At 52.7% G+C, this 16,756-nt stretch carries 18 protein-coding genes; 8 read left to right on the forward strand and 10 right to left on the reverse strand.

Translation table 11 applies throughout. The annotated features are described in order from the left end of the window. From QZN53_RS10405 to QZN53_RS10415, 3 genes are all read left to right on the forward strand, one after another. Positions 1-564, forward strand: a 564-nt coding sequence (locus QZN53_RS10405) for an alpha/beta hydrolase (protein ID WP_163438896.1), incomplete at its 5' end; no start/stop codon positions are given. A 144-nt stretch (positions 565-708) separates the two neighbouring features. Further along, positions 709-1,218, forward strand: coding sequence for a cyclophilin-like fold protein (locus tag QZN53_RS10410; protein ID WP_294652935.1), 510 nt, complete (start codon positions 709-711; stop codon positions 1,216-1,218). Between the two features lie 24 nt (positions 1,219-1,242). Further along, on the forward strand, positions 1,243-2,121 hold the full coding sequence (locus QZN53_RS10415) for a phosphatase PAP2 family protein (protein ID WP_163438897.1): 879 nt from the start codon (positions 1,243-1,245) through the stop codon (positions 2,119-2,121). Between the two features lie 121 nt (positions 2,122-2,242). On the opposite strand, the gene QZN53_RS10420 is transcribed toward QZN53_RS10415, so the two are convergent. From QZN53_RS10420 to QZN53_RS10430, 3 genes are read right to left on the reverse strand one after another with little or no spacing between them, the layout of a single operon-like run. Continuing rightward, positions 2,243-3,082: a nucleotidyl transferase AbiEii/AbiGii toxin family protein gene (locus QZN53_RS10420; RefSeq protein WP_163438898.1), complete on the reverse strand. Its 840-nt coding sequence runs from the start codon at positions 3,080-3,082 to the stop codon at positions 2,243-2,245. Beyond that, positions 3,072-3,680, reverse strand: coding sequence for a hypothetical protein (locus QZN53_RS10425; protein ID WP_163438899.1), 609 nt, complete (start codon positions 3,678-3,680; stop codon positions 3,072-3,074). The genes QZN53_RS10420 and QZN53_RS10425 overlap by 11 nt, the downstream gene beginning before the upstream one ends. Before the next feature lie 52 nt (positions 3,681-3,732). Continuing rightward, a complete protein-coding gene (locus QZN53_RS10430; protein ID WP_173347431.1) occupies positions 3,733-3,885 on the reverse strand; it encodes a hypothetical protein in 153 nt (50 codons plus the stop codon). Between the two features lie 115 nt (positions 3,886-4,000). On the opposite strand from QZN53_RS10430, the gene QZN53_RS12985 reads away from it, so the two are divergent. Next, complete coding sequence (locus QZN53_RS12985) at positions 4,001-4,144, forward strand: type II toxin-antitoxin system mRNA interferase toxin, RelE/StbE family (RefSeq protein WP_205428145.1); 144 nt, start codon at positions 4,001-4,003, stop codon at positions 4,142-4,144. A gap of 129 nt (positions 4,145-4,273) precedes the next feature. Next, positions 4,274-4,606: a putative quinol monooxygenase gene (locus QZN53_RS10435; protein ID WP_072980505.1), complete on the forward strand. Its 333-nt coding sequence runs from the start codon at positions 4,274-4,276 to the stop codon at positions 4,604-4,606. A 61-nt stretch (positions 4,607-4,667) separates the two neighbouring features. Here QZN53_RS10435 and QZN53_RS10440 read toward each other — a convergent pair whose 3' ends face one another. Continuing rightward, positions 4,668-5,468 (reverse strand): LysR family transcriptional regulator, encoded by an 801-nt coding sequence (locus QZN53_RS10440; RefSeq protein WP_163438900.1) that lies wholly within the window; start codon positions 5,466-5,468, stop codon positions 4,668-4,670. A 198-nt stretch (positions 5,469-5,666) separates the two neighbouring features. On the opposite strand from QZN53_RS10440, the gene QZN53_RS10445 reads away from it, so the two are divergent. Both QZN53_RS10445 and QZN53_RS10450 read left to right on the forward strand, forming a co-directional pair. Next, entirely contained in the window at positions 5,667-6,179 is a 513-nt protein-coding gene (locus tag QZN53_RS10445; RefSeq protein WP_163438901.1) for a flavodoxin, read from the forward strand. Continuing rightward, the gene (locus QZN53_RS10450) at positions 6,167-6,820 is read left to right on the forward strand and encodes a DUF4405 domain-containing protein (RefSeq protein WP_294652949.1); all 654 of its coding nucleotides are present in this window, start codon (positions 6,167-6,169) and stop codon (positions 6,818-6,820) included. The genes QZN53_RS10445 and QZN53_RS10450 overlap by 13 nt, the downstream gene beginning before the upstream one ends. A 37-nt stretch (positions 6,821-6,857) precedes the next feature. Here QZN53_RS10450 and QZN53_RS10455 read toward each other — a convergent pair whose 3' ends face one another. Together QZN53_RS10455 and QZN53_RS10460 are read right to left on the reverse strand one after the other, a co-directional pair. Beyond that, the gene (locus QZN53_RS10455; protein WP_163438902.1) at positions 6,858-7,970 is read right to left on the reverse strand and encodes a cation diffusion facilitator family transporter; all 1,113 of its coding nucleotides are present in this window, start codon (positions 7,968-7,970) and stop codon (positions 6,858-6,860) included. 10 nt (positions 7,971-7,980) lie between these two features. Beyond that, positions 7,981-8,562 carry a flavodoxin family protein gene (locus tag QZN53_RS10460; RefSeq protein ID WP_163438903.1) on the reverse strand — a complete coding sequence of 194 codons (582 nt, stop codon included), beginning with the start codon at positions 8,560-8,562 and terminating at the stop codon, positions 7,981-7,983. 143 nt (positions 8,563-8,705) lie between these two features. Here QZN53_RS10460 and QZN53_RS10465 point away from each other — a divergent pair, with 143 nt between their 5' ends. Beyond that, entirely contained in the window at positions 8,706-10,199 is a 1,494-nt protein-coding gene (locus tag QZN53_RS10465; RefSeq protein ID WP_163438904.1) for a glycoside hydrolase family 30 beta sandwich domain-containing protein, read from the forward strand. 85 nt (positions 10,200-10,284) lie between these two features. On the opposite strand, the gene carB is transcribed toward QZN53_RS10465, so the two are convergent. From carB to QZN53_RS10485, 4 genes are read right to left on the reverse strand one after another with little or no spacing between them, the layout of a single operon-like run. Continuing rightward, positions 10,285-13,548, reverse strand: a complete 3,264-nt coding sequence (gene carB, locus QZN53_RS10470; protein WP_163438905.1) for a carbamoyl-phosphate synthase large subunit — start codon at positions 13,546-13,548, stop codon at positions 10,285-10,287. After that, positions 13,541-15,238, reverse strand: coding sequence for a CTP synthase (locus tag QZN53_RS10475; protein WP_163438906.1), 1,698 nt, complete (start codon positions 15,236-15,238; stop codon positions 13,541-13,543). The genes carB and QZN53_RS10475 overlap by 8 nt, the downstream gene beginning before the upstream one ends. Next, positions 15,225-16,403, reverse strand: coding sequence for a glutamine-hydrolyzing carbamoyl-phosphate synthase small subunit (gene carA, locus QZN53_RS10480; RefSeq protein WP_163438918.1), 1,179 nt, complete (start codon positions 16,401-16,403; stop codon positions 15,225-15,227). The genes QZN53_RS10475 and carA overlap by 14 nt, the downstream gene beginning before the upstream one ends. After that, positions 16,403-16,624 (reverse strand): hypothetical protein, encoded by a 222-nt coding sequence (locus QZN53_RS10485; protein ID WP_163438907.1) that lies wholly within the window; start codon positions 16,622-16,624, stop codon positions 16,403-16,405. The genes carA and QZN53_RS10485 overlap by 1 nt, the downstream gene beginning before the upstream one ends. Between the last annotated feature and the right edge of the window lie 132 nt (positions 16,625-16,756).

The following is a 16,756-nucleotide window of genomic DNA, read 5'->3' on the forward strand; positions in this document are numbered from 1 at the left end:
ATGTACGACATGAGTCGCGTATCCGCAAACGGCTACTTTGACGCAGCGAACAACGCCGACGCCCGCAACGAGGCCCGCAAGGCTCTGATGGCCCAGCGCACCAAGGATTTCAAGAACGGCACCTACGACCTGGCCGGCGGTGTTATTGACCCGCTCCCGGACGACGCTCCTTACTTTGTCAAGGATTACTACGCTTACTACAAGACCCCGCGCGGCTATCACAAGCGATCCCTCAACAGCAATAAGGGCTGGGCCGCCTCCGCTGGCACCTCGCTCCTGAACACGAAACTCCTCGCGTACGCTGACGAAATCCGTAACCCGGTGCTCATCATCCACGGCGAAAAGGCCCATAGCCGCTACTTCGGCGAAGGCGCCTTCGAAAAGATGACCGGCAAGAAGGCGAACGTCCCCGCAAAACTCGACGCCACCAAGAACTGGAGCAAGATCGTCGGCAACAAGGAACTCCTCGTCATCCCCGGAGCCTCCCACGTGGACCTCTACGACAACCTGGAAAAAATCCCCTTCGAAAAGCTGAACGAATTCTTCAAGACGAACTTGAAGTAAGCAAAAGTCATCTAACCGCGACGATTATTTGATTAAGTTTGGAGGTCACAACTTGTGACCTCCATTCCACTATGCGCAAAAGGCATAGTGAGTCATAGCAAATAAGTATTTTGAATTGCGTGTGCAATTATTTATATTGTGTGTATGCGAAACTTTATCCTTATAGCGTTGTTCTTTCTGGTCGCCTGCAGCGATGCGGCGAGCCATTCGACGCAACCTGAAACCCAGACGCCAAAATCGTCCGCTAGCAAAACGCCCGACGCTGTGCCCGCAAGTTCATCAGCCCAAATGGAGGCTCCCGTGAAACTCAAAATCCATGTGAACGACACCTCCTTCACGGCGACGCTCGAAGAAAATTCCTCGGCCAAGACCTTCGCCGAATTCCTCACGCAGGGCGACATGACGCTCGACATGCACGACTACGGCAGTTTCGAGAAGGTGGCCGACCTGCCGCGCAGTTTCCCGCGTAACGACACGCAAATCGACACCGATGCTGGCGACATCATCCTCTACCAGGGCAATTCCATCACCATCTACTACGACAAGAATTCCTGGAACTTCACGCGCCTCGCCCGTATTGACAACGTAAACAAGAAACGCCTCCAGCAGATTCTCGGCAAAGGGAACGTGAAGGCTACATTTTCTGTGGAATAAACGTATATTTCCTTCGGGAAGACGATGACGCGTTTGCTGACGAAATTCAGAACACATTTTACGCTTGTGCTGTTCACTGCATTTGCAAGTTTCGCACATGCTGAAACGCCAGCGGCCGATTCGACAAGCGCGGATTCCGCAGCCATCGATAGCGCACAAAAGCTTTCCCCATTCGATCACCTGGGCCACAACATGCTGCTGAGTGCGTTCGGCTGGCCGCTCGGGTTCCACATGCTCGGCGGTGCGCTTACGTACAAGTTTTCGATGGGAAATAACGACTTGATGGTAGCCCGTTTTGCGGCCCGTCAGGATCAGTTGGTGTCCGGCATTGCGTTCGGACCCGGCATGATGATGGGGACGTTCTTCCCGATACTCGTCCCCGGCTACATGTACTTTATCAGCGACAACCGCGCGCTGAACAACACCGGTGCCGTCGCCGTGCAGGCTACCGCCGTGGCTTTCCTCTACAACAACATCCTCAAGGCGATTTCGGCTCGCGAGCACCCTGACGCGGAACTCAACAGCGGCGAGCGTTCCCGCGATTTCAAGTGGGGATTTTTTAGGCGCGGAGTATTTTACGGCTGGCCCTCGGGGCATTCCATGACCAATGCGGCCATGGCCATGAGTATCGCAAGCTACAACCGCGACAAGCCTCTCGTTGTGGCGGGCTGCGCCCTGTATGCAGGCTACATCGCCACAAGCATGGTGCTCGGCGCAAAAGGGGAGGCCCACTGGTTCTCCGACGCCGTCGCGGGCACCCTGATGGGAGCCTCCATCGGCTGGTACATCGGCAGCGTGTTCTACAAGGAAAAAATCGGCGAAAAGCGGACCCCGCCCAAGGTCACCATCGCCCCGCTATTTTACAATGACACCAAAGGCGCCGTGCTCAGCGTGAGGATATAAGCCAAACGCCTGGTACACAACCTTGTGGACCGACGAAAGAGAAAAAATGCATAAACCACTTGACAATCGCGTTTTGGTAATTTTATTGGAAAATGTCTCTTGCGTCGCCAGCCCCGAAGTGTTAGAAAATACAATCAAGAATCTCTTTGCAAGATTCAATTGTCGCTTCAAATGGAACATCTTTTGCAAACGAAGATTTTTTTGCATAGTTCTTCCAGCGGGTTTGAAGAATGTCGCTCTTTGAAATTTCTTCTAGAAGCAAAAGAGCTTCTTCTTTTTTAAAAGGCGTTTTGCGATATTGGCAAGTTGTTTCAAAAGATTTCTTCAAGTCAGGAATATTGATGTTATTCCTTTGCAATTGATTGATGATATAGATGTCGTAATAATCTTTGCAGCGGCTATTGAGCAGGCCTCGGAAAAGAATGGTTTGAAGTTTTTCAGCAACAACCGTTTCTAGGTTATAAGCTCGAAACGCAATGGTTTCATGGCTGATGAGGCTTTGGTAAGAGTATTCGATATCTTTTGGCGTAATCGGATCGCCCGTGGCGACATCGACATGGAAACTTTGTCTGACGTTCTCTAGGTGCCCGGTCAAAAGAATGGAAAATCCGCCATAGGCGTCTTCGTCGCGGATAGGAGAAATATCGCTTATTTCAAAAGTGATAGAATCATCTGCATCGATTGCGATGATGTCAGTGAAAATTTCCTTCAATCTATTCTCATTCATGGTTTCCTTTCTCAAAAGGAAATCAATGTCGGCAGTATAGCGGTTCTTTACACCGAGCAATGTAGCGAGATAGAAACCGCCCTTGAAAACAAACTTGTTGGCGTATGTTGACTTGGCCAATCTTGAAATGAATGCATCAAAGAAGAACGATACGAGCAAGACGTTGGCGTGAACGTTCATTTCTTTGGAGAGGTTGTTGATTCTCGCTTGCAGGGAATTCTTATTAATCTTCATTCAGTATCACCGTCATAAGTTCCGCCACTTTGTTCTCTATTTTCAATATTTGGGCGTAATGGAGTAGGTTGCGGGTATTCTTGTCTTTTGATTTTGCGTAAAGCCTGAGCGCTTTGCCGTAAATTTCCGCATCGATTTTTTGACTGTTTTTAATGATGTCGCAAATCGTTCGTTCCATATCGTAGCATTCCACCAGATGTCCAAGCGAAGTCTTGATTTTGCAAATTCCAAGCCTGTAGGTTTCATCGCGAGAATCTGTGTGGATTGCGACGGAAGGGTTCGGAGAAAATGGCCTATAATTCTTGGACCCGGTTACCTCGAAATAATCGGGTAGGCGGTCTGTTAGCCCATGCAAGAATAGTGCGGAAACGTGTGAAAAGATGAATCTGGGATACTTGTATTGAAAAACAAGGTAATCGTCCCTGATCCATTGCTCTTGGGCGTAGAATCCCTTGTCTACCTTGACAAGGCCCTGCTTTCGCACGAAATCGGTCAAGAACCACGAGGGAATCTTGTGGGTGTCGACTTGCTTTCGCGTGATGTAGCCGCTGTTCGCGTTCAGCATTTTTTCCAGTTTCTTCTCGTTTGTTTCTTGCATTTCAAACCAAATATATAATAAAATGGTTGAAAAAGCAAGTTTTTATTTCTTTTTACCCGCTACAGAACATTAAAGATGCGAAAATCCCCACGAAAATCAGGAACGGCAGCACTTTCAGCAGCAAGGTAATGGCGCAGGCGTCCCCTGCGTCGCCAGCCCCGAAAAGAGCCAAAATACCTAGCACGATAAGGAAAGTTACCAGCATAGAACCTCGCTGGTACAAATATACATACCTTGGATGTCATAATATGACAATTTGAGGATTTGTTGAAAAAGGGGAAAGCCTGGAACTAAAGTCCCAACTGCTTGGCTCGATTGAATTGACGGGAAATTTCAAAGGCGTCTGGGAATGCCATATTCAACCAGATTGGCTATTGCTTTATCTGAAGAAGATTTTTTCAACAGAAACCATAAAAGCGCGTGTTTCCACTATGCGTTCCACGCATACTGAGCATGAAAATTAAGCATTTTCCGCATGCTCCGAAAATATTTATATTATATGCGAAATATTTCGGAGTGGCAAAATGAAACTCAAGTTTTTAACATTTTTTTCAATCCTTGCGCTCGCTGCGAGCGTGTTTGCGGAGAGTGCCATGAGCAACATTACGGTAAACCTGCGCTATACGGGTAAGAACGGGGCGGCAAAGAAGTTCGCCGAAGAGATGGTTTCTAGCGGGACGGTGGCGAAAATCCGTGCCGAGAAGGGCAATATTCGCTACGAATATTTCCAGTCGCTGGACGATCCCGAGACCATCTTGCTGATTGACGCGTGGGAAAGCCAGGCAGCCATCGACGTGCACCACGCTTCACCCATGATGAAGACGATTGCGAAACTCCGCGACAAGTACGACTTGAAAATGACTGTCGAACGCTACACGCCCGACAACACCATGCCCAAGACCGACGAAAAGTTCATCAGGAAATAAGTCGCGACAATGCAGCGCCCGCACGCTGTTTGGCGATAAGGCGACCAGCGGGAAATAGATTCTACGCCAACGTCACCTTGAAAAATTCCACGCTCATTTCGCGGTCGGCGAGCGGCACAATCTTGCGGTCCTTTGGAATTTCGTAATCGAACTGGTGGTCCGAAACGAACGTCAACAGCGAAGACTGCTCGATGAGCTTTGAAATGCCCTTCGTGCTGTCGTGCTTGATGAAGGTGGCGTAGGGAATCTTCTTGCGCTTGACCTGCTCCCAGAACCCCACATTGCTGCGCTGGATGATGGTTTCGCCCTTGAGTTCCCGGAGCCGGATGGACTTGCGCTTCGCAAGCGGGTGCTTCTTGGGGAGCGCAATCGAGAGCCGCTCCTGCATGTATTTTTCGGCACGGTATTTCTTTGCACGGGGGGCCTTAAGCGTGATGCCGATATCCGCCGTGCCCTCGTTCAAGGCCTTCAGCACGCCCGCCTCATTGTCGATAATCTCGTAGGTGACCTGCGCACCGGGGTATTTCTCCTGCAGTTCCTGCACCATCCGCATGGCGGGGAGAATGGCCACCGACGCGATAGAGAACGTGCGCGTGGCCCCCTGCGGGCTTACCTTTTCCATCATCTCGCCTTGCAAATCCATGATGCGCTTCGCGTATTCGGCGACCGTGCGTCCCTTCTCGTTCAGCTCGATGCGGTTCTTTTTGCGCTCGAAGAGCGGAGCACCGATTTCGTCTTCCAGCTTCTTGAACGCGCGGCTCACCGCCGGCTGCGAAGTGTAGAGCTTGTCCGCAACGGCAGAAAGCGTCCCGTATTCCAGGAACCCGGCCAGCAATCGCAAAATATAGGTCTCGACAAACATAAAAAGCCCCTTTTGGGGGAGAATATAATAAATCCGCTATGCGCAACACGCATAGTGGGCATAAAAATTACGCATTATGCGGCCGTTCTGGATTTATTTATATTATAGACAACCGGTTCAAGGAAATTTTTTACGAAAAAGGCGGATCCCATGAAAAAAATCACCTTGATTTTTTTATCACTTCTTCTAGGAGTCTCTATGGCAGCAGAAAAGAAAATCCTCGTCGTTTACTATTCCCGTGCCGATGAAAACTACACCGTCGGGAACATTTCCAAGGGCAATACCGAAATCATTGCCGAGATGATTGCGAAAAAGACGGGCGGCACGCTCCTACATGTGGAACCCGCGAAGGAATACCCCAAGGGCTACGACGACTGCATCAATGTCGCGAAGAAGGAACTCTCGCAGGATGCACGCCCGGCGATCAAGCCCGTGAACGTGAATCCCGAGGACTTCGACGAAATCTACATCGGGTATCCGGTGTGGTGGGGCGAAATGCCGATGCCCATGTTCACCTTCCTCGAGAAGTACAATCTGAAGGGCAAGACGATTCACCCGTTCATGACGCACGAAGGTAGCGGTCTTTCGGGAGTGCAGCGCCTCAAGAAGGTGACTGGCGCGAACGTGACTGCGGGCCTCGCCATCTACGGGCATGTCGCGCAGAATGAACGCGAAAAGGCTCAGAAGGAAGTGGACAAGTGGGTAAAATAGCCCGCCGTACGTTAGATATCGCAATGGCCGTGCTCACCCTGATTTTGATGGGTGGGAACGGTCTTTTTTACAATGCTTTCGGCGAAGTGCTGGATAGTGGACTAGTTCACGAAATCTTGGGCGTTGTCTTGTTTATCCTATGGGCGGTTCACATTGTTTGGAATCGCGCGTGGATTAAGGGAATGCTCAAGGGAAAGTACAACGCTTTGCGAATCGTGCGGACGGTCATTAACGCAGGCGTTATCGTGTGCGTCTTATTCTTGATGGTAAGCGGGGTGATGCTTTCGAATCACGTGTTTTCTTGGCTCGGAATCGAAAGTGGCGCAAATTTCGCCCGCAATGCCCACATGCTTGCGAGTCACTGGTATCTTGTTTTCGTCTCGCTCCATATCGGGCTACATTTGTCGCTGTTTATCCGCGGAAAAACTGCGACGGGCATAACGCTCTCGCTCGCCGCTTACGGAATATACGCTTTTGTCGCCCGCGGTCTCTGGAAATACCTTACGCTGCAGCAACCATTCTTCTTCCTGGATCTGGAACGCGGCTATTTGCTGTTCGCATTAGACTACATCGCCATCATGGTGCTGTTCGCGATGGCGATGCAATTCGTGATGAATGTAATGCTTAAATACTCGCGCTGATAAGATTGCCGCGCTTCGCTCGCAATGACGACGTGCGTTACGACGCGTCTATGTCGGCGGCGATATGCAGGTCGTAGTCGGGGTAGGCTTCGCTGATTTCCTTGTGCAGGATGTCCAGACCTTCTTGAGGCTTGATTTCGAAGTTCATGACCACGTCAAAACGCATGGTGCGGTCTTCAATGTTCACATAAAAGCCGTGGAGTTGCAATGCCCAAGGGTGCTCCTTTACCAACTTCAACACGTTGCTGCGAATTTTGGCAGCTTCGTCATTCTTGGTGTTGTGTGAATACACGCCTACGCCCGTGAGAATCACGCCGGTTTCTTTGAGTACGCGTGCCTGTACCCTGCGGGTCAGTACGTCGACTTCTTCGACGGTCATGGTGTCGGGGAGTTCCAAGTGCACGGAACCGAGAAACTTGTCTGGACCGTAATTGTTGAGAATGACGTCGTAAGCGCCGCGGACTTGCGGTTCTTCGGTGAGCAGCGCCTTGATTTTCTTGACCAGGTCGCCATCGGCGCGCTTGCCCAGAATGTCGTCCAGGGTTTCGATCAGCATTCCGATGCCCGACTTGATGATGAATCCTGAAATTACGAGGCCCACGTAGGCTTCAAGTGAAATTCCCGTGAGGATGAAGACGATGGCCGATGCCAGCACCGAAAGGGAGAGAATGGCGTCGAACAGGGCGTCTGCACCCGATGCCACGAGTGCGCCCGAGTTCACGCGTTCGCCCTGACGCTTCACGAATTTGCCGAGCACGAGTTTTACCACCACCGCCGAGGCGATAATTACTAGTGAAACCGTGGAGTAGTCCGCTATTTCGGGGTGGATGATTTTCTTGACCGATTCTACGGCCGAGGTGCCGCCGGCGTAGAGCACGATTGCCGCGACCACCATTGCGCTCAGGTATTCGATTCGCCCGTAACCGAGCGGATGCTTTTTGTCGGGAAGTTTGTTCGAAAGTTTCGCGCCCACAATCGTAATGACCGAAGACAGCGCGTCGGAAAGGTTGTTCACCGCATCGAGTGTCACGGCGATGGAATTGGTGGCAAAGCCGACGAATGCCTTGAATGCCGATAGCACGATGTTTGCCGCGATGCCAATGATGCTTGTCCGGACAATGACCTTTTGACGGTTTTCTGCTTCGTTCATGTGAAAACTCTTAGCGGATGAAGTTCGTATAAATTTTCTTTTCGGCAACAGGCTGCGCAATTCCCGCCTGCTTGCCGGCCTCGATGCTCTTGAGGAGCCAAGCCATGTTGCGGCCGAGTTCGCGCATAATCTGCACGCCTTCTTCGTCCTTGAGCACGTCTTCGGGACTGGAGCCGTGGACCATGTTCCAGTAGCGCGAGGTCACCAAGGGCTGCTGCGCGTAGGTGGGGTACTTGTTCAGTGTGTCGAGGGTGGCGCTGGTGCCGGCGCGGCGTGCCGATGCGACCGTGGCGGCGGGCTTGAAAAGCAGTTCCGCTTCGGCGAGGCCGTAGAGCCTGTCGAGGAACATCAGCATTTCGCCGCTAGGTGAGGCGTAGTAAACAGGAGAGCCGTAGACCACCGCGTCGGCGGACTTCAGAATTTCTTTGGCTTCGTGGACAACAGCATCCGTTTCGCCCTTGAGCACGCGGCCCCCGACAAAGAAGATTTCGGTTTCGATGCCTGCGGCGTTGAGTTCGCCCGCGACAATGTTCAGTGCGGTGTAGGTGCAGCCCTTTTCGCGACGGCTGCCGTTGAACAAGACGACTTTCATGATAAACTCCGGTTTGCTTGATATTCCCTTTGAAAGATACAACATTCTATTGTCATTTTATCAAAGCTAATTCGATTTTAGCCGTAAATAAAGTGAATTTTTCAACATATTTTATAGTAAGTAAAGTTCAATTGGGAGGTCTTATGACGGTTTCAATAAAGGGATTTTCTCTTTTTGCGGGGGCCATCGCATTTTGGGGCACTCTTGTCAGTGCTGCAACGATAAACGTTGACATGGACAAAGAATACCAGCGCATCAGTGGCTTTGGTGCCGCTTCGGCATGGGCTGGCTCCATCACCGACAAGAACGCCGCCTTCCTTTGGGACTCTACCAGTGGTGCAGGGCTTACGCTGCACCGCATCCGCATCGCCCCGGACGGCACCACCTCCGAAACAAGTATCGCAAAAAAGGCGAGCGAATACGGCGTCAAGGTCTGGGCTGCCCCATGGACATCCAAATACACCGTAAATTACGACGGTGACAAAAAGCATTTGGATTTCAATCACGCCCAGGACTGGGCCAACACCATATTGAAGTTTACGCAAGACATGCGAAATGCTGGTGTTAACTTATATGCAATTTCGTCGCAAAACGAACCAGACGGCACCGGAGACAACCACTACGAACCCGATGAATTGGCACGTTGGGTCGGCGACTACCTTGGCCCCACCCTCGATACCACGGGTATCAAAATTATTGGCACCGAAGCTATCAACTGGTATGGATTCCCCAATTACAAAAAAGCTTTCTTCAACAACCCTGCCGCCTTGAAATACACGGACATTTTTGGGACGCACGAATACGGCGGAGACCCGGCCGCATACCCCGAAATTCACGAAGCCGGCAAGGAATTCTGGGAAACCGAAGTCTATGATCTTGGAAGTAACAAGGAAGACGTGGGCATGGGAAGTGCTCTCCGCGTTGCAGGTGTAATCCATGACGCCCTGACTATTGCGAACATGAACGCCTGGCATTTCTGGTGGATTTATTCCTGCAGCGAAGCCAGCTGCGGCAACGGAGCCCTCTGGCCGCAAGGACAAGGCAACCCCGACAATGTGGAGCCTACCAAGCGACTCTGGGTCATGGGGAACTTCAGCCGTTTCGCGCGACCCGGCTCCTGGAGAATCGACGCTACCAAGAATCCCGAAGCGAATGTAAAGGTTACCGCCTATCGCGACTCCCTCAAGACGAAAATTGCAGTCGTCATTCTCAATTCCAAGAATGAGGAATTCAAGGCGGACTTTGACTTCGGAAACACGAAAATTGGAAGTTTCAAGCCCTACGTTACCGACGACAACAATAACCTCAAGGAAGGTGACGAAGTTCAGGTTGACGATACAAAGTGCAGTTACAGCGTTCCGGCCCGCAGTGCAACGACAGTTGAATTCATTCTGTGGCAGGAACCAAAGGTGGAACCGCCCGCAGATTCTACAGAGGCTATCGCCTTCGGACTTTCTGCCCCCAAAAGCCTCCAAAGCACATATAAGGTGTTTAGCCCGCTCGGAGCGTTTGTCGGTGAATTCCAGGTCGAGCATATCGGCGAACTCCGCAACGCCATGACAAGCGCTGGCTTAAGCCGCGGCGTGTACATGATCAAACGTGGCTATGCCAAAACGCAATACATGGTTTTGAAATAGTTCGGTTGTGCGAAAGACTGATGTTTTAAATGAAAAACGCAGGCTCGGATGAGTCTGCGTTTGAAGTTTTGATTGTGACGAAACCTTATTTCTTCACGTGACGATGGTACTCTTGGAGGCTGCAGACTTCGAATCGGCCGAAGTCGTGCTTGTCCATGAGGCCTTCCACGGTAGAGGTGAGGGCGGCGATGGTCGTGGTGATAGGTATGCCAGAGACCACAGCCTTGGAGCGCATCTGGATTTCGTCCACCATGGCTTCGGCGCCGTTCTCGGTGGTGTTCACGATCCACTGCACTTCCTTGTCGTGAATGAGGTCCAACAGGTTCGGGCGGCCACGGGAGATGCGGAACACGGCGCGGGTCTTGATGCCTTCGTTGTAAAGCATCGTCGAGGTGCCGCGGGTGGCGTAAATCTGGTAGCCCATGTCTACGAGGCGCTTGATGAGCGGAACGGCCTTCTGCTTGTCTTCGTCCTTGAGCGAGACGAAAATGTTGCCTTCGCTCGGCACCTTGTTGCCTGCAGCGAGCTGGCTCTTGAGGTAGGCAAGGCCGCGGTCGCGATCGAGGCTCATGACTTCGCCGGTAGACTTCATTTCCGGAGAAAGCGTGATGTCCACGCCCGGGAACTTGACGAACGGGAACACGGCTTCCTTGACGCTCACGTAAGGCACGTGGACTTCTTCGGTAAAGCCGATCTGTTCGAGGGTTTCACCGAGCATGCAGCGGCTGGCGTAGCTTGCAAGCGGAACGCCGATGGACTTGGACACGAACGGCACCGTACGGGAGGCACGCGGGTTCACTTCGATCATGTAGAGTTCGCCATCCTTCACGGCGAGTTGCATGTTCATGAGGCCGACTACGTGGAGTTCCCTTGCAAAGTCCTTCGCATATTGGCGAACCTTGTCCTGGATTTCCTTGGAAAGCGTCATGGGCGGAATCACGCTGGCGGAGTCGCCGGAGTGGATGCCTGCGGGTTCCACGTGTTCCATGATGGCACCCACCACGGTGTGTTTGCCGTCGCTGATGCAGTCCACGTCGAGTTCGGTGGCGTCTTCCAAGAAGCGGTCGATGAGAATCGGCTTGCCTTCACCAATGGCGGCAGCTTCTTCTACGAACTTGCGGAGGTATTTTTCCTTATAGACAATCACCATGCCGCGGCCGCCGAGAACGAAGCTCGGGCGCACCAAAACGGGGTAGCCAATGCGGTCGACAATGGCCAAGGCTTCTTCCACGTTGTGGGCGATGCCGGATGCGGCCTGCTTGATACCGACTTTGTCGACCAGCTGCTTGAAGAAGTCGCGGTCTTCGGCGAGGTCGATGTCTTCGGGGCTTGTACCTACGACGTTTGCGCCGGCCTTCTTGAGACGCATGGCGAGGTTCAGCGGAGTCTGACCACCGAATTGCACAATCACGCCCGCGCAGTTTTCGCGTTCGTAAATGCCCATCACGTCTTCGAGCGTGAGCGGTTCAAAGTAGAGCTTGTCGGAGGTATCGTAGTCGGTGGAAACCGTTTCGGGGTTAGAGTTCACCATGATGACTTCGTAGCCTTCGCGACGGAGCGTAAAGGCGGCGTGGCAGCAGCAATAGTCGAATTCGATACCCTGACCGATTCTGTTCGGACCACCGCCGAGCACCATGATGCGCTTCTTGCCGCGGTTGCCCATGATGGTGCGAACCGGTTCGGAATTTTCGGCCCAGCAACTGTAATAATACGGCGTAATGGCTTCGAATTCGCCGGCGCAAGTGTCCACGGAGTAGTAGCTCGGCTTGAGGCCAATCTGCTTACGCACTTCCATGACGTCTTCGGGGCGCTTGTGGAACATGTAGCCGATCTGGATATCGCTAAAGCCGAATTCCTTGGCCTGGCGGAACAGCGGAATGTTCTTGGCGAGGCCGGCGAGAGACTTGGCGGCCTTGATTTCGTCTTCGAAGTAGGCGAGTTCTTCCAAGTGACGGAGGAAGTAGCGGTCAATCTTGGTGAGTTCGTAAAGTTTTTCGATGCTCCAGCCGCGACGGAAGGCTTCGTACAGCACGAAAATGCGTTCGGCGCTCGGACGGGCGACTTCCTTGGTGAGCGTTTCGTCGTCGTATTCCTTGAACTTTTCGCACTTGGCGCAAGAACCGAATCCACCGTAACCTGTTTCGAGAGAGCGCAGCGCCTTTTGCATGGCCTGTTTGAAGTTGGAGCCGATAGCCATTGCTTCGCCCACAGACTTCATCTGGGTGCCGAGTGTAGAATCGGCCTTCGGGAACTTTTCGAAGGTGAAGCGCGGAACCTTCACCACCACGTAGTCAAGCGCCGGCTCAAAGCAGCTCGGGGTCGTTTGCGTAATGTCATTGCGGAGTTCGTCGAGGGTATAGCCCACAGCGAGCAATGCTGCAATCTTTGCGATGGGGAAGCCCGTTGCCTTAGAAGCAAGAGCAGAAGAACGGGACACACGCGGGTTCATTTCGATGATGATGCGGCGGCCGGTCTTGGGTTCGATAGCCCACTGCACGTTGGATCCACCGGTTTCTACGCCGATAGCTTCCATGACCTTCAGGGAGTCGTCACGCATGGCCTGGTAGGCGCGGTCATCGAGGCTCTGGATCGGAGCAACCGTGATGGAGTCGCCGGTGTGCACGCCCATGGGATCCAGATTTTCGATGGAGCACACGATAACGGCGTTGCCCTTCTTATCGCGCATGACTTCCATTTCGAATTCTTTCCAGCCAAGCAGCGATTCTTCGATAAGCACTTCGTTGTTGAGCGAGGCGTCCAAACCGCGGTTCACGATGGTTTCGAATTCTTCAGGGTTGTGGGCGATACCGCCACCCGTACCGCCAAGCGTAAAGCCGGGACGGATAATCAGCGGCCAGCTGCCGATGGTGTTAGCGATAGCGGTTGCTTCGCTCATGGAGTGTGCGGAACCGGAACGCGGAAGGTCCAGGCCAATCTTGAGCATGGCTTCCTTGAACAGGTGACGGTCTTCGGCGCGCTGGATGGATTCGGCCTTTGCACCGATGAGTTCCACTTGGTAGCGGTCCAAAATGCCGCGTTCGTTCAGTTCCATGGCGAGGTTCAAAGCTGTCTGGCCACCGAGTGTCGGGAGCAATGCATCGGGGCGTTCGCGACGGATGATTTCGTGCAGAATATCGACGCTCAGCGGTTCGATATAGGTGCGGTCGGCCATTTCGGGGTCGGTCATGATGGTGGCCGGGTTGGAGTTCACCAACACCACTTCGTAACCTTCGCGGCGCAGCACCTTGCAGGCCTGCACGCCGGAGTAGTCGAATTCGCAGCCCTGGCCAATCACAATCGGGCCAGAACCAATGAGCATAATCTTCTTGATGTCTGTACGCTTAGGCATTCTTTTTGCCTCCATTCACATTCTTCTGCGCGGCTTTTGCGGTCGCGGTTTTTGTTTTGCCATTTTTCTGTGCAAGAGCGGCTTTTACAAGTCCGCTGAACAGCGGGTGCGGTGCCGTAGGACGGCTCTTGAATTCCGGATGGAACTGGCAGGCTTCAAAGTAGGGGTGGTTCTTGATTTCCACCATTTCTACGAGCTTGCCGTCGGGCGATGTGCCGGCGATTTTCAGGCCTGCCTTTTCGAGTTCCTTGCGGAATTCGCTATTGTAGTTGAATTCGTAGCGGTGACGATGGCGTTCGCTAATCTTTTCGCTCTTGTAAAGCTTTGCGGCGTTGGAATCCTTCATGAGCTTGCACGGGTAAGCGCCGAGGCGCATGGTGCCGCCCTTTTCGGTGACGTTCTTCTGTTCGTCCATCAGGTCAATGACCGGGTGGGCCGTCTTTTCGTCGAATTCCGTGGAGTTGGCGTCCTTCCAGCCGAGTACGTTGCGTGCAAATTCAATCACGCAGCACTGCATACCGAGACAAATGCCCAGCAGCGGGACCTTGTGTTCGCGGGCATACTTGATGGCAACACACTTGCCGTTCACGCCGCGACTACCGAAACCTCCCGGAATCAGGATGCCGTCAGCGTTCTTGATGAGGTTCGGATTCTTTTCAAGCTCTTCGGCCTCGATGCATTCCACCTTCACCTTGGCGTTGTGTTCCATGCCGGCATGCTGCAAGGCTTCGTGCACGGACTTGTAAGCGTCGCGGATGGCGATGTACTTGCCCACCAGCGCGATGGTGCATTCATACTTGGGCTGGGTAGCCTTCTTGACGAGTTTGTCCCATTCGGAGTGGATGATGGGGTGTACGCTCAGATGGAGCTGTTCAAGCACGCGGAGGTCGAGTTCCTGCTTGGAAAGTTCGCGAGGCACAGCGTAAACGGAGTCCTTCACGTCCTTTTCTTCGATCACGCATTCGGGCTTCACGTTGCAGAAGAGTGCAAGCTTGTCCAGGTGATCCTGCGGAATCGTCATTTCGGTGCGGCACACCAGAATGTCCGGGAAAATACCGATGTTACGGAGCTCTGCCACGGAGTGCTGCGAGGGCTTTGTCTTGAGTTCGCCTGCGGCCTTGAGGTAAGGCACGAGAACCAAGTGGACAAAGCAGGTGTTTTCGACGCCGACTTCAAAACGGAACTGTCTTGCGGCTTCGAGGAACGGGAGCGATTCAATGTCGCCTGCGACACCGCCGATTTCGCAGAGCACGATGTCGGCGCCGCTTTCGGCTGCAGAACGGAAGGCATCCTTGATTTCGTTGGTGATGTGCGGAATGACCTGCACTGTGCCGCCCAGGTATTTTCCGGCGCGTTCTTTTGCGAGCACGGAGGAATAGATGCGACCCGAAGTGTAGCTGGAGGCCTTGGAGCATTGCACGCCTGCGAAGCGTTCGTAGTGGCCGAGGTCAAGGTCGGTTTCGTAGCCGTCGTCGGTCACGAAAACTTCGCCGTGCTGGTAAGGGCTCATGGTACCCGGGTCCACGTTCAGGTACGGGTCGAGCTTTTGCATGAACACCTTGTAGCCGCGGCTCTTGAGGAGGAGGGCGAGCGAAGCGGAGGTGATTCCTTTGCCGAGCGAACTTACCACGCCGCCGGTAATGAAAATGTACTTGGTCTGTTTTTTTGCGGCAGCTTTAGAGGAGGACATTTTTTACCTCTTTGGGGACTTCAGCGGGCTTGGGGGTGCTGACTTGTTTTGCTTTGAATTCTTCGATCATTTGTCTGAATTCACTAAACAGGTAGAGAGAATCGTTCGGGCCCGGAGCAGATTCCGGGTGGTATTGCACGCTGAATGCCGGCAAGGTCGTGTGGCGAATGCCTTCGACCGTGTTGTCGTTCAGGTTGATGTGAGTGACTTCGACTTCTTCGGGGAGCGTAATAGCATCGATAGCGTAGTTGTGGTTCTGGCTCGTGATTTCGACGGCGCCAGTCTTTACGTTCTTGACCGGATGGTTGCAGCCGTGGTGGCCGAACTTGAGCTTGGACACGTTTGCGCCAAAGGCGAGGCCGAGCAACTGGTTGCCCAGGCAAATGCCCATCAGAGGAATCTTGCCCAAGAGCTTCTTGACGACAGCGACCACTTGCGGAAGGCTGTTCGGGTCGGCGGGACCGTTCGAAAGGAACACTCCGTCAGGGTTTTTAGCCATGATCTGTTCGTAGGTGGCGGTAATCGGGAGCACCGTGACTTTCATGCCCTGGTTCACCAGGTTTCTCAGGATGTTCGTCTTGATACCGAAATCGAGTGCGACCACATGCAGATCGCCTTCGGTGCTGAGTACATAGCCGTTCGGATCAGAGACCTTGCTAGCGTAGTCCTGGCCATCCAGACCGACCCATTCCTGAGCCTTCTTGATAGCTTCTTCTTCGCTCATGTCGGTGCCGTCTACGTGCAGGTAGGCCTTCTGGGCACCGTTGTTGCGCAGGTGAATCGTGAGGGCGCGAGTGTCGACGCCTGCAATGCCCGGCTTGTTGTGCTTGAGCATGTAGTCGTGCAGGCTTTCTTCTTTCAGTTCCTTGCTCACTTCATCCAACGAGTTCACGACGATGCCGTTCAGGAACACGTCGCGCGATTCGGATTTTTCGTGGTTTGCAGCGTAGGCGCCGACTTCGGCGGTGGTGAACACCACAAACTGACCTGCGTAAGAGGGGTCAGTCAAAATCTGCTTGTAACCGGCCATACCGGTGTTGAACACGGCTTCGCCGACGGTATCGGTGGTTGCGCCAAAGGCGTAGCCCCTAAAAACGGTTCCGTCTGCCAGTGCCAGAAACGCCTTCTTTTCGCGTTTGGCTTTCCAGTTGAATCTATCAGTCATCATAATTCGCTCGTTGTGTAGTTAAAACTTGAAGGCGTCTTTGCCGTTGTTCCTGCATAAAAATAAAGGCAAAAGCCAAATGCTTTTGCCAAACGATAAAGACGAAAAAAAATGTGAAAAAAAGAAATTTTGTGAAATCCAGAGAGAGTCACCTGGTTTCGTTGCGAGATTCCTGCAACGGCTGCGCTCATGTGTGCCTCGATGGATTCCGATGTTTTCATCGGGCTCAAAATATAGTAATTCTTTATTCTGTGTTGAAGGGGAATTTTAGAAGATTTTTTTAAGAGCACACTCAATTTCACTTTTTGTAAAATTTGCCTTTTTAAAAGCAATCCGCCGGCGCGAGACCGACG

Origin of the sequence: uncultured Fibrobacter sp. (assembly GCF_900316465.1) — a bacterium.
GTDB lineage: Bacteria > Fibrobacterota > Fibrobacteria > Fibrobacterales > Fibrobacteraceae > Fibrobacter.

Excerpts from the sequence above, each read along its gene's own strand:
- QZN53_RS10465 (WP_163438904.1), top strand. The coding sequence starts at position 8,706 with ATGACGGTTTCAATAAAGGGATTTTCTCTTTTTGCGGGGGCCATCGCA.
- QZN53_RS10460 (WP_163438903.1), bottom strand. The coding sequence starts at position 8,562 with ATGAAAGTCGTCTTGTTCAACGGCAGCCGTCGCGAAAAGGGCTGCACC.
- QZN53_RS10425 (WP_163438899.1), bottom strand. The coding sequence starts at position 3,680 with ATGCAAGAAACAAACGAGAAGAAACTGGAAAAAATGCTGAACGCGAAC.
- QZN53_RS10435 (WP_072980505.1), top strand. The coding sequence starts at position 4,274 with ATGAGCAACATTACGGTAAACCTGCGCTATACGGGTAAGAACGGGGCG.
- carB (WP_163438905.1), bottom strand. The coding sequence starts at position 13,548 with ATGCCTAAGCGTACAGACATCAAGAAGATTATGCTCATTGGTTCTGGC.
- carA (WP_163438918.1), bottom strand. The coding sequence starts at position 16,403 with ATGACTGATAGATTCAACTGGAAAGCCAAACGCGAAAAGAAGGCGTTT.
- QZN53_RS10445 (WP_163438901.1), top strand. The coding sequence starts at position 5,667 with ATGGCAGCAGAAAAGAAAATCCTCGTCGTTTACTATTCCCGTGCCGAT.
- QZN53_RS10415 (WP_163438897.1), top strand. The coding sequence starts at position 1,243 with ATGACGCGTTTGCTGACGAAATTCAGAACACATTTTACGCTTGTGCTG.
- QZN53_RS10440 (WP_163438900.1), bottom strand. The coding sequence starts at position 5,468 with ATGTTTGTCGAGACCTATATTTTGCGATTGCTGGCCGGGTTCCTGGAA.
- QZN53_RS10430 (WP_173347431.1), bottom strand. The coding sequence starts at position 3,885 with ATGCTGGTAACTTTCCTTATCGTGCTAGGTATTTTGGCTCTTTTCGGG.
- QZN53_RS10475 (WP_163438906.1), bottom strand. The coding sequence starts at position 15,238 with ATGTCCTCCTCTAAAGCTGCCGCAAAAAAACAGACCAAGTACATTTTC.
- QZN53_RS10485 (WP_163438907.1), bottom strand. The coding sequence starts at position 16,624 with ATGAAAACATCGGAATCCATCGAGGCACACATGAGCGCAGCCGTTGCA.
- QZN53_RS10455 (WP_163438902.1), bottom strand. The coding sequence starts at position 7,970 with ATGAACGAAGCAGAAAACCGTCAAAAGGTCATTGTCCGGACAAGCATC.
- QZN53_RS10410 (WP_294652935.1), top strand. The coding sequence starts at position 709 with ATGCGAAACTTTATCCTTATAGCGTTGTTCTTTCTGGTCGCCTGCAGC.
- QZN53_RS10420 (WP_163438898.1), bottom strand. The coding sequence starts at position 3,082 with ATGAAGATTAATAAGAATTCCCTGCAAGCGAGAATCAACAACCTCTCC.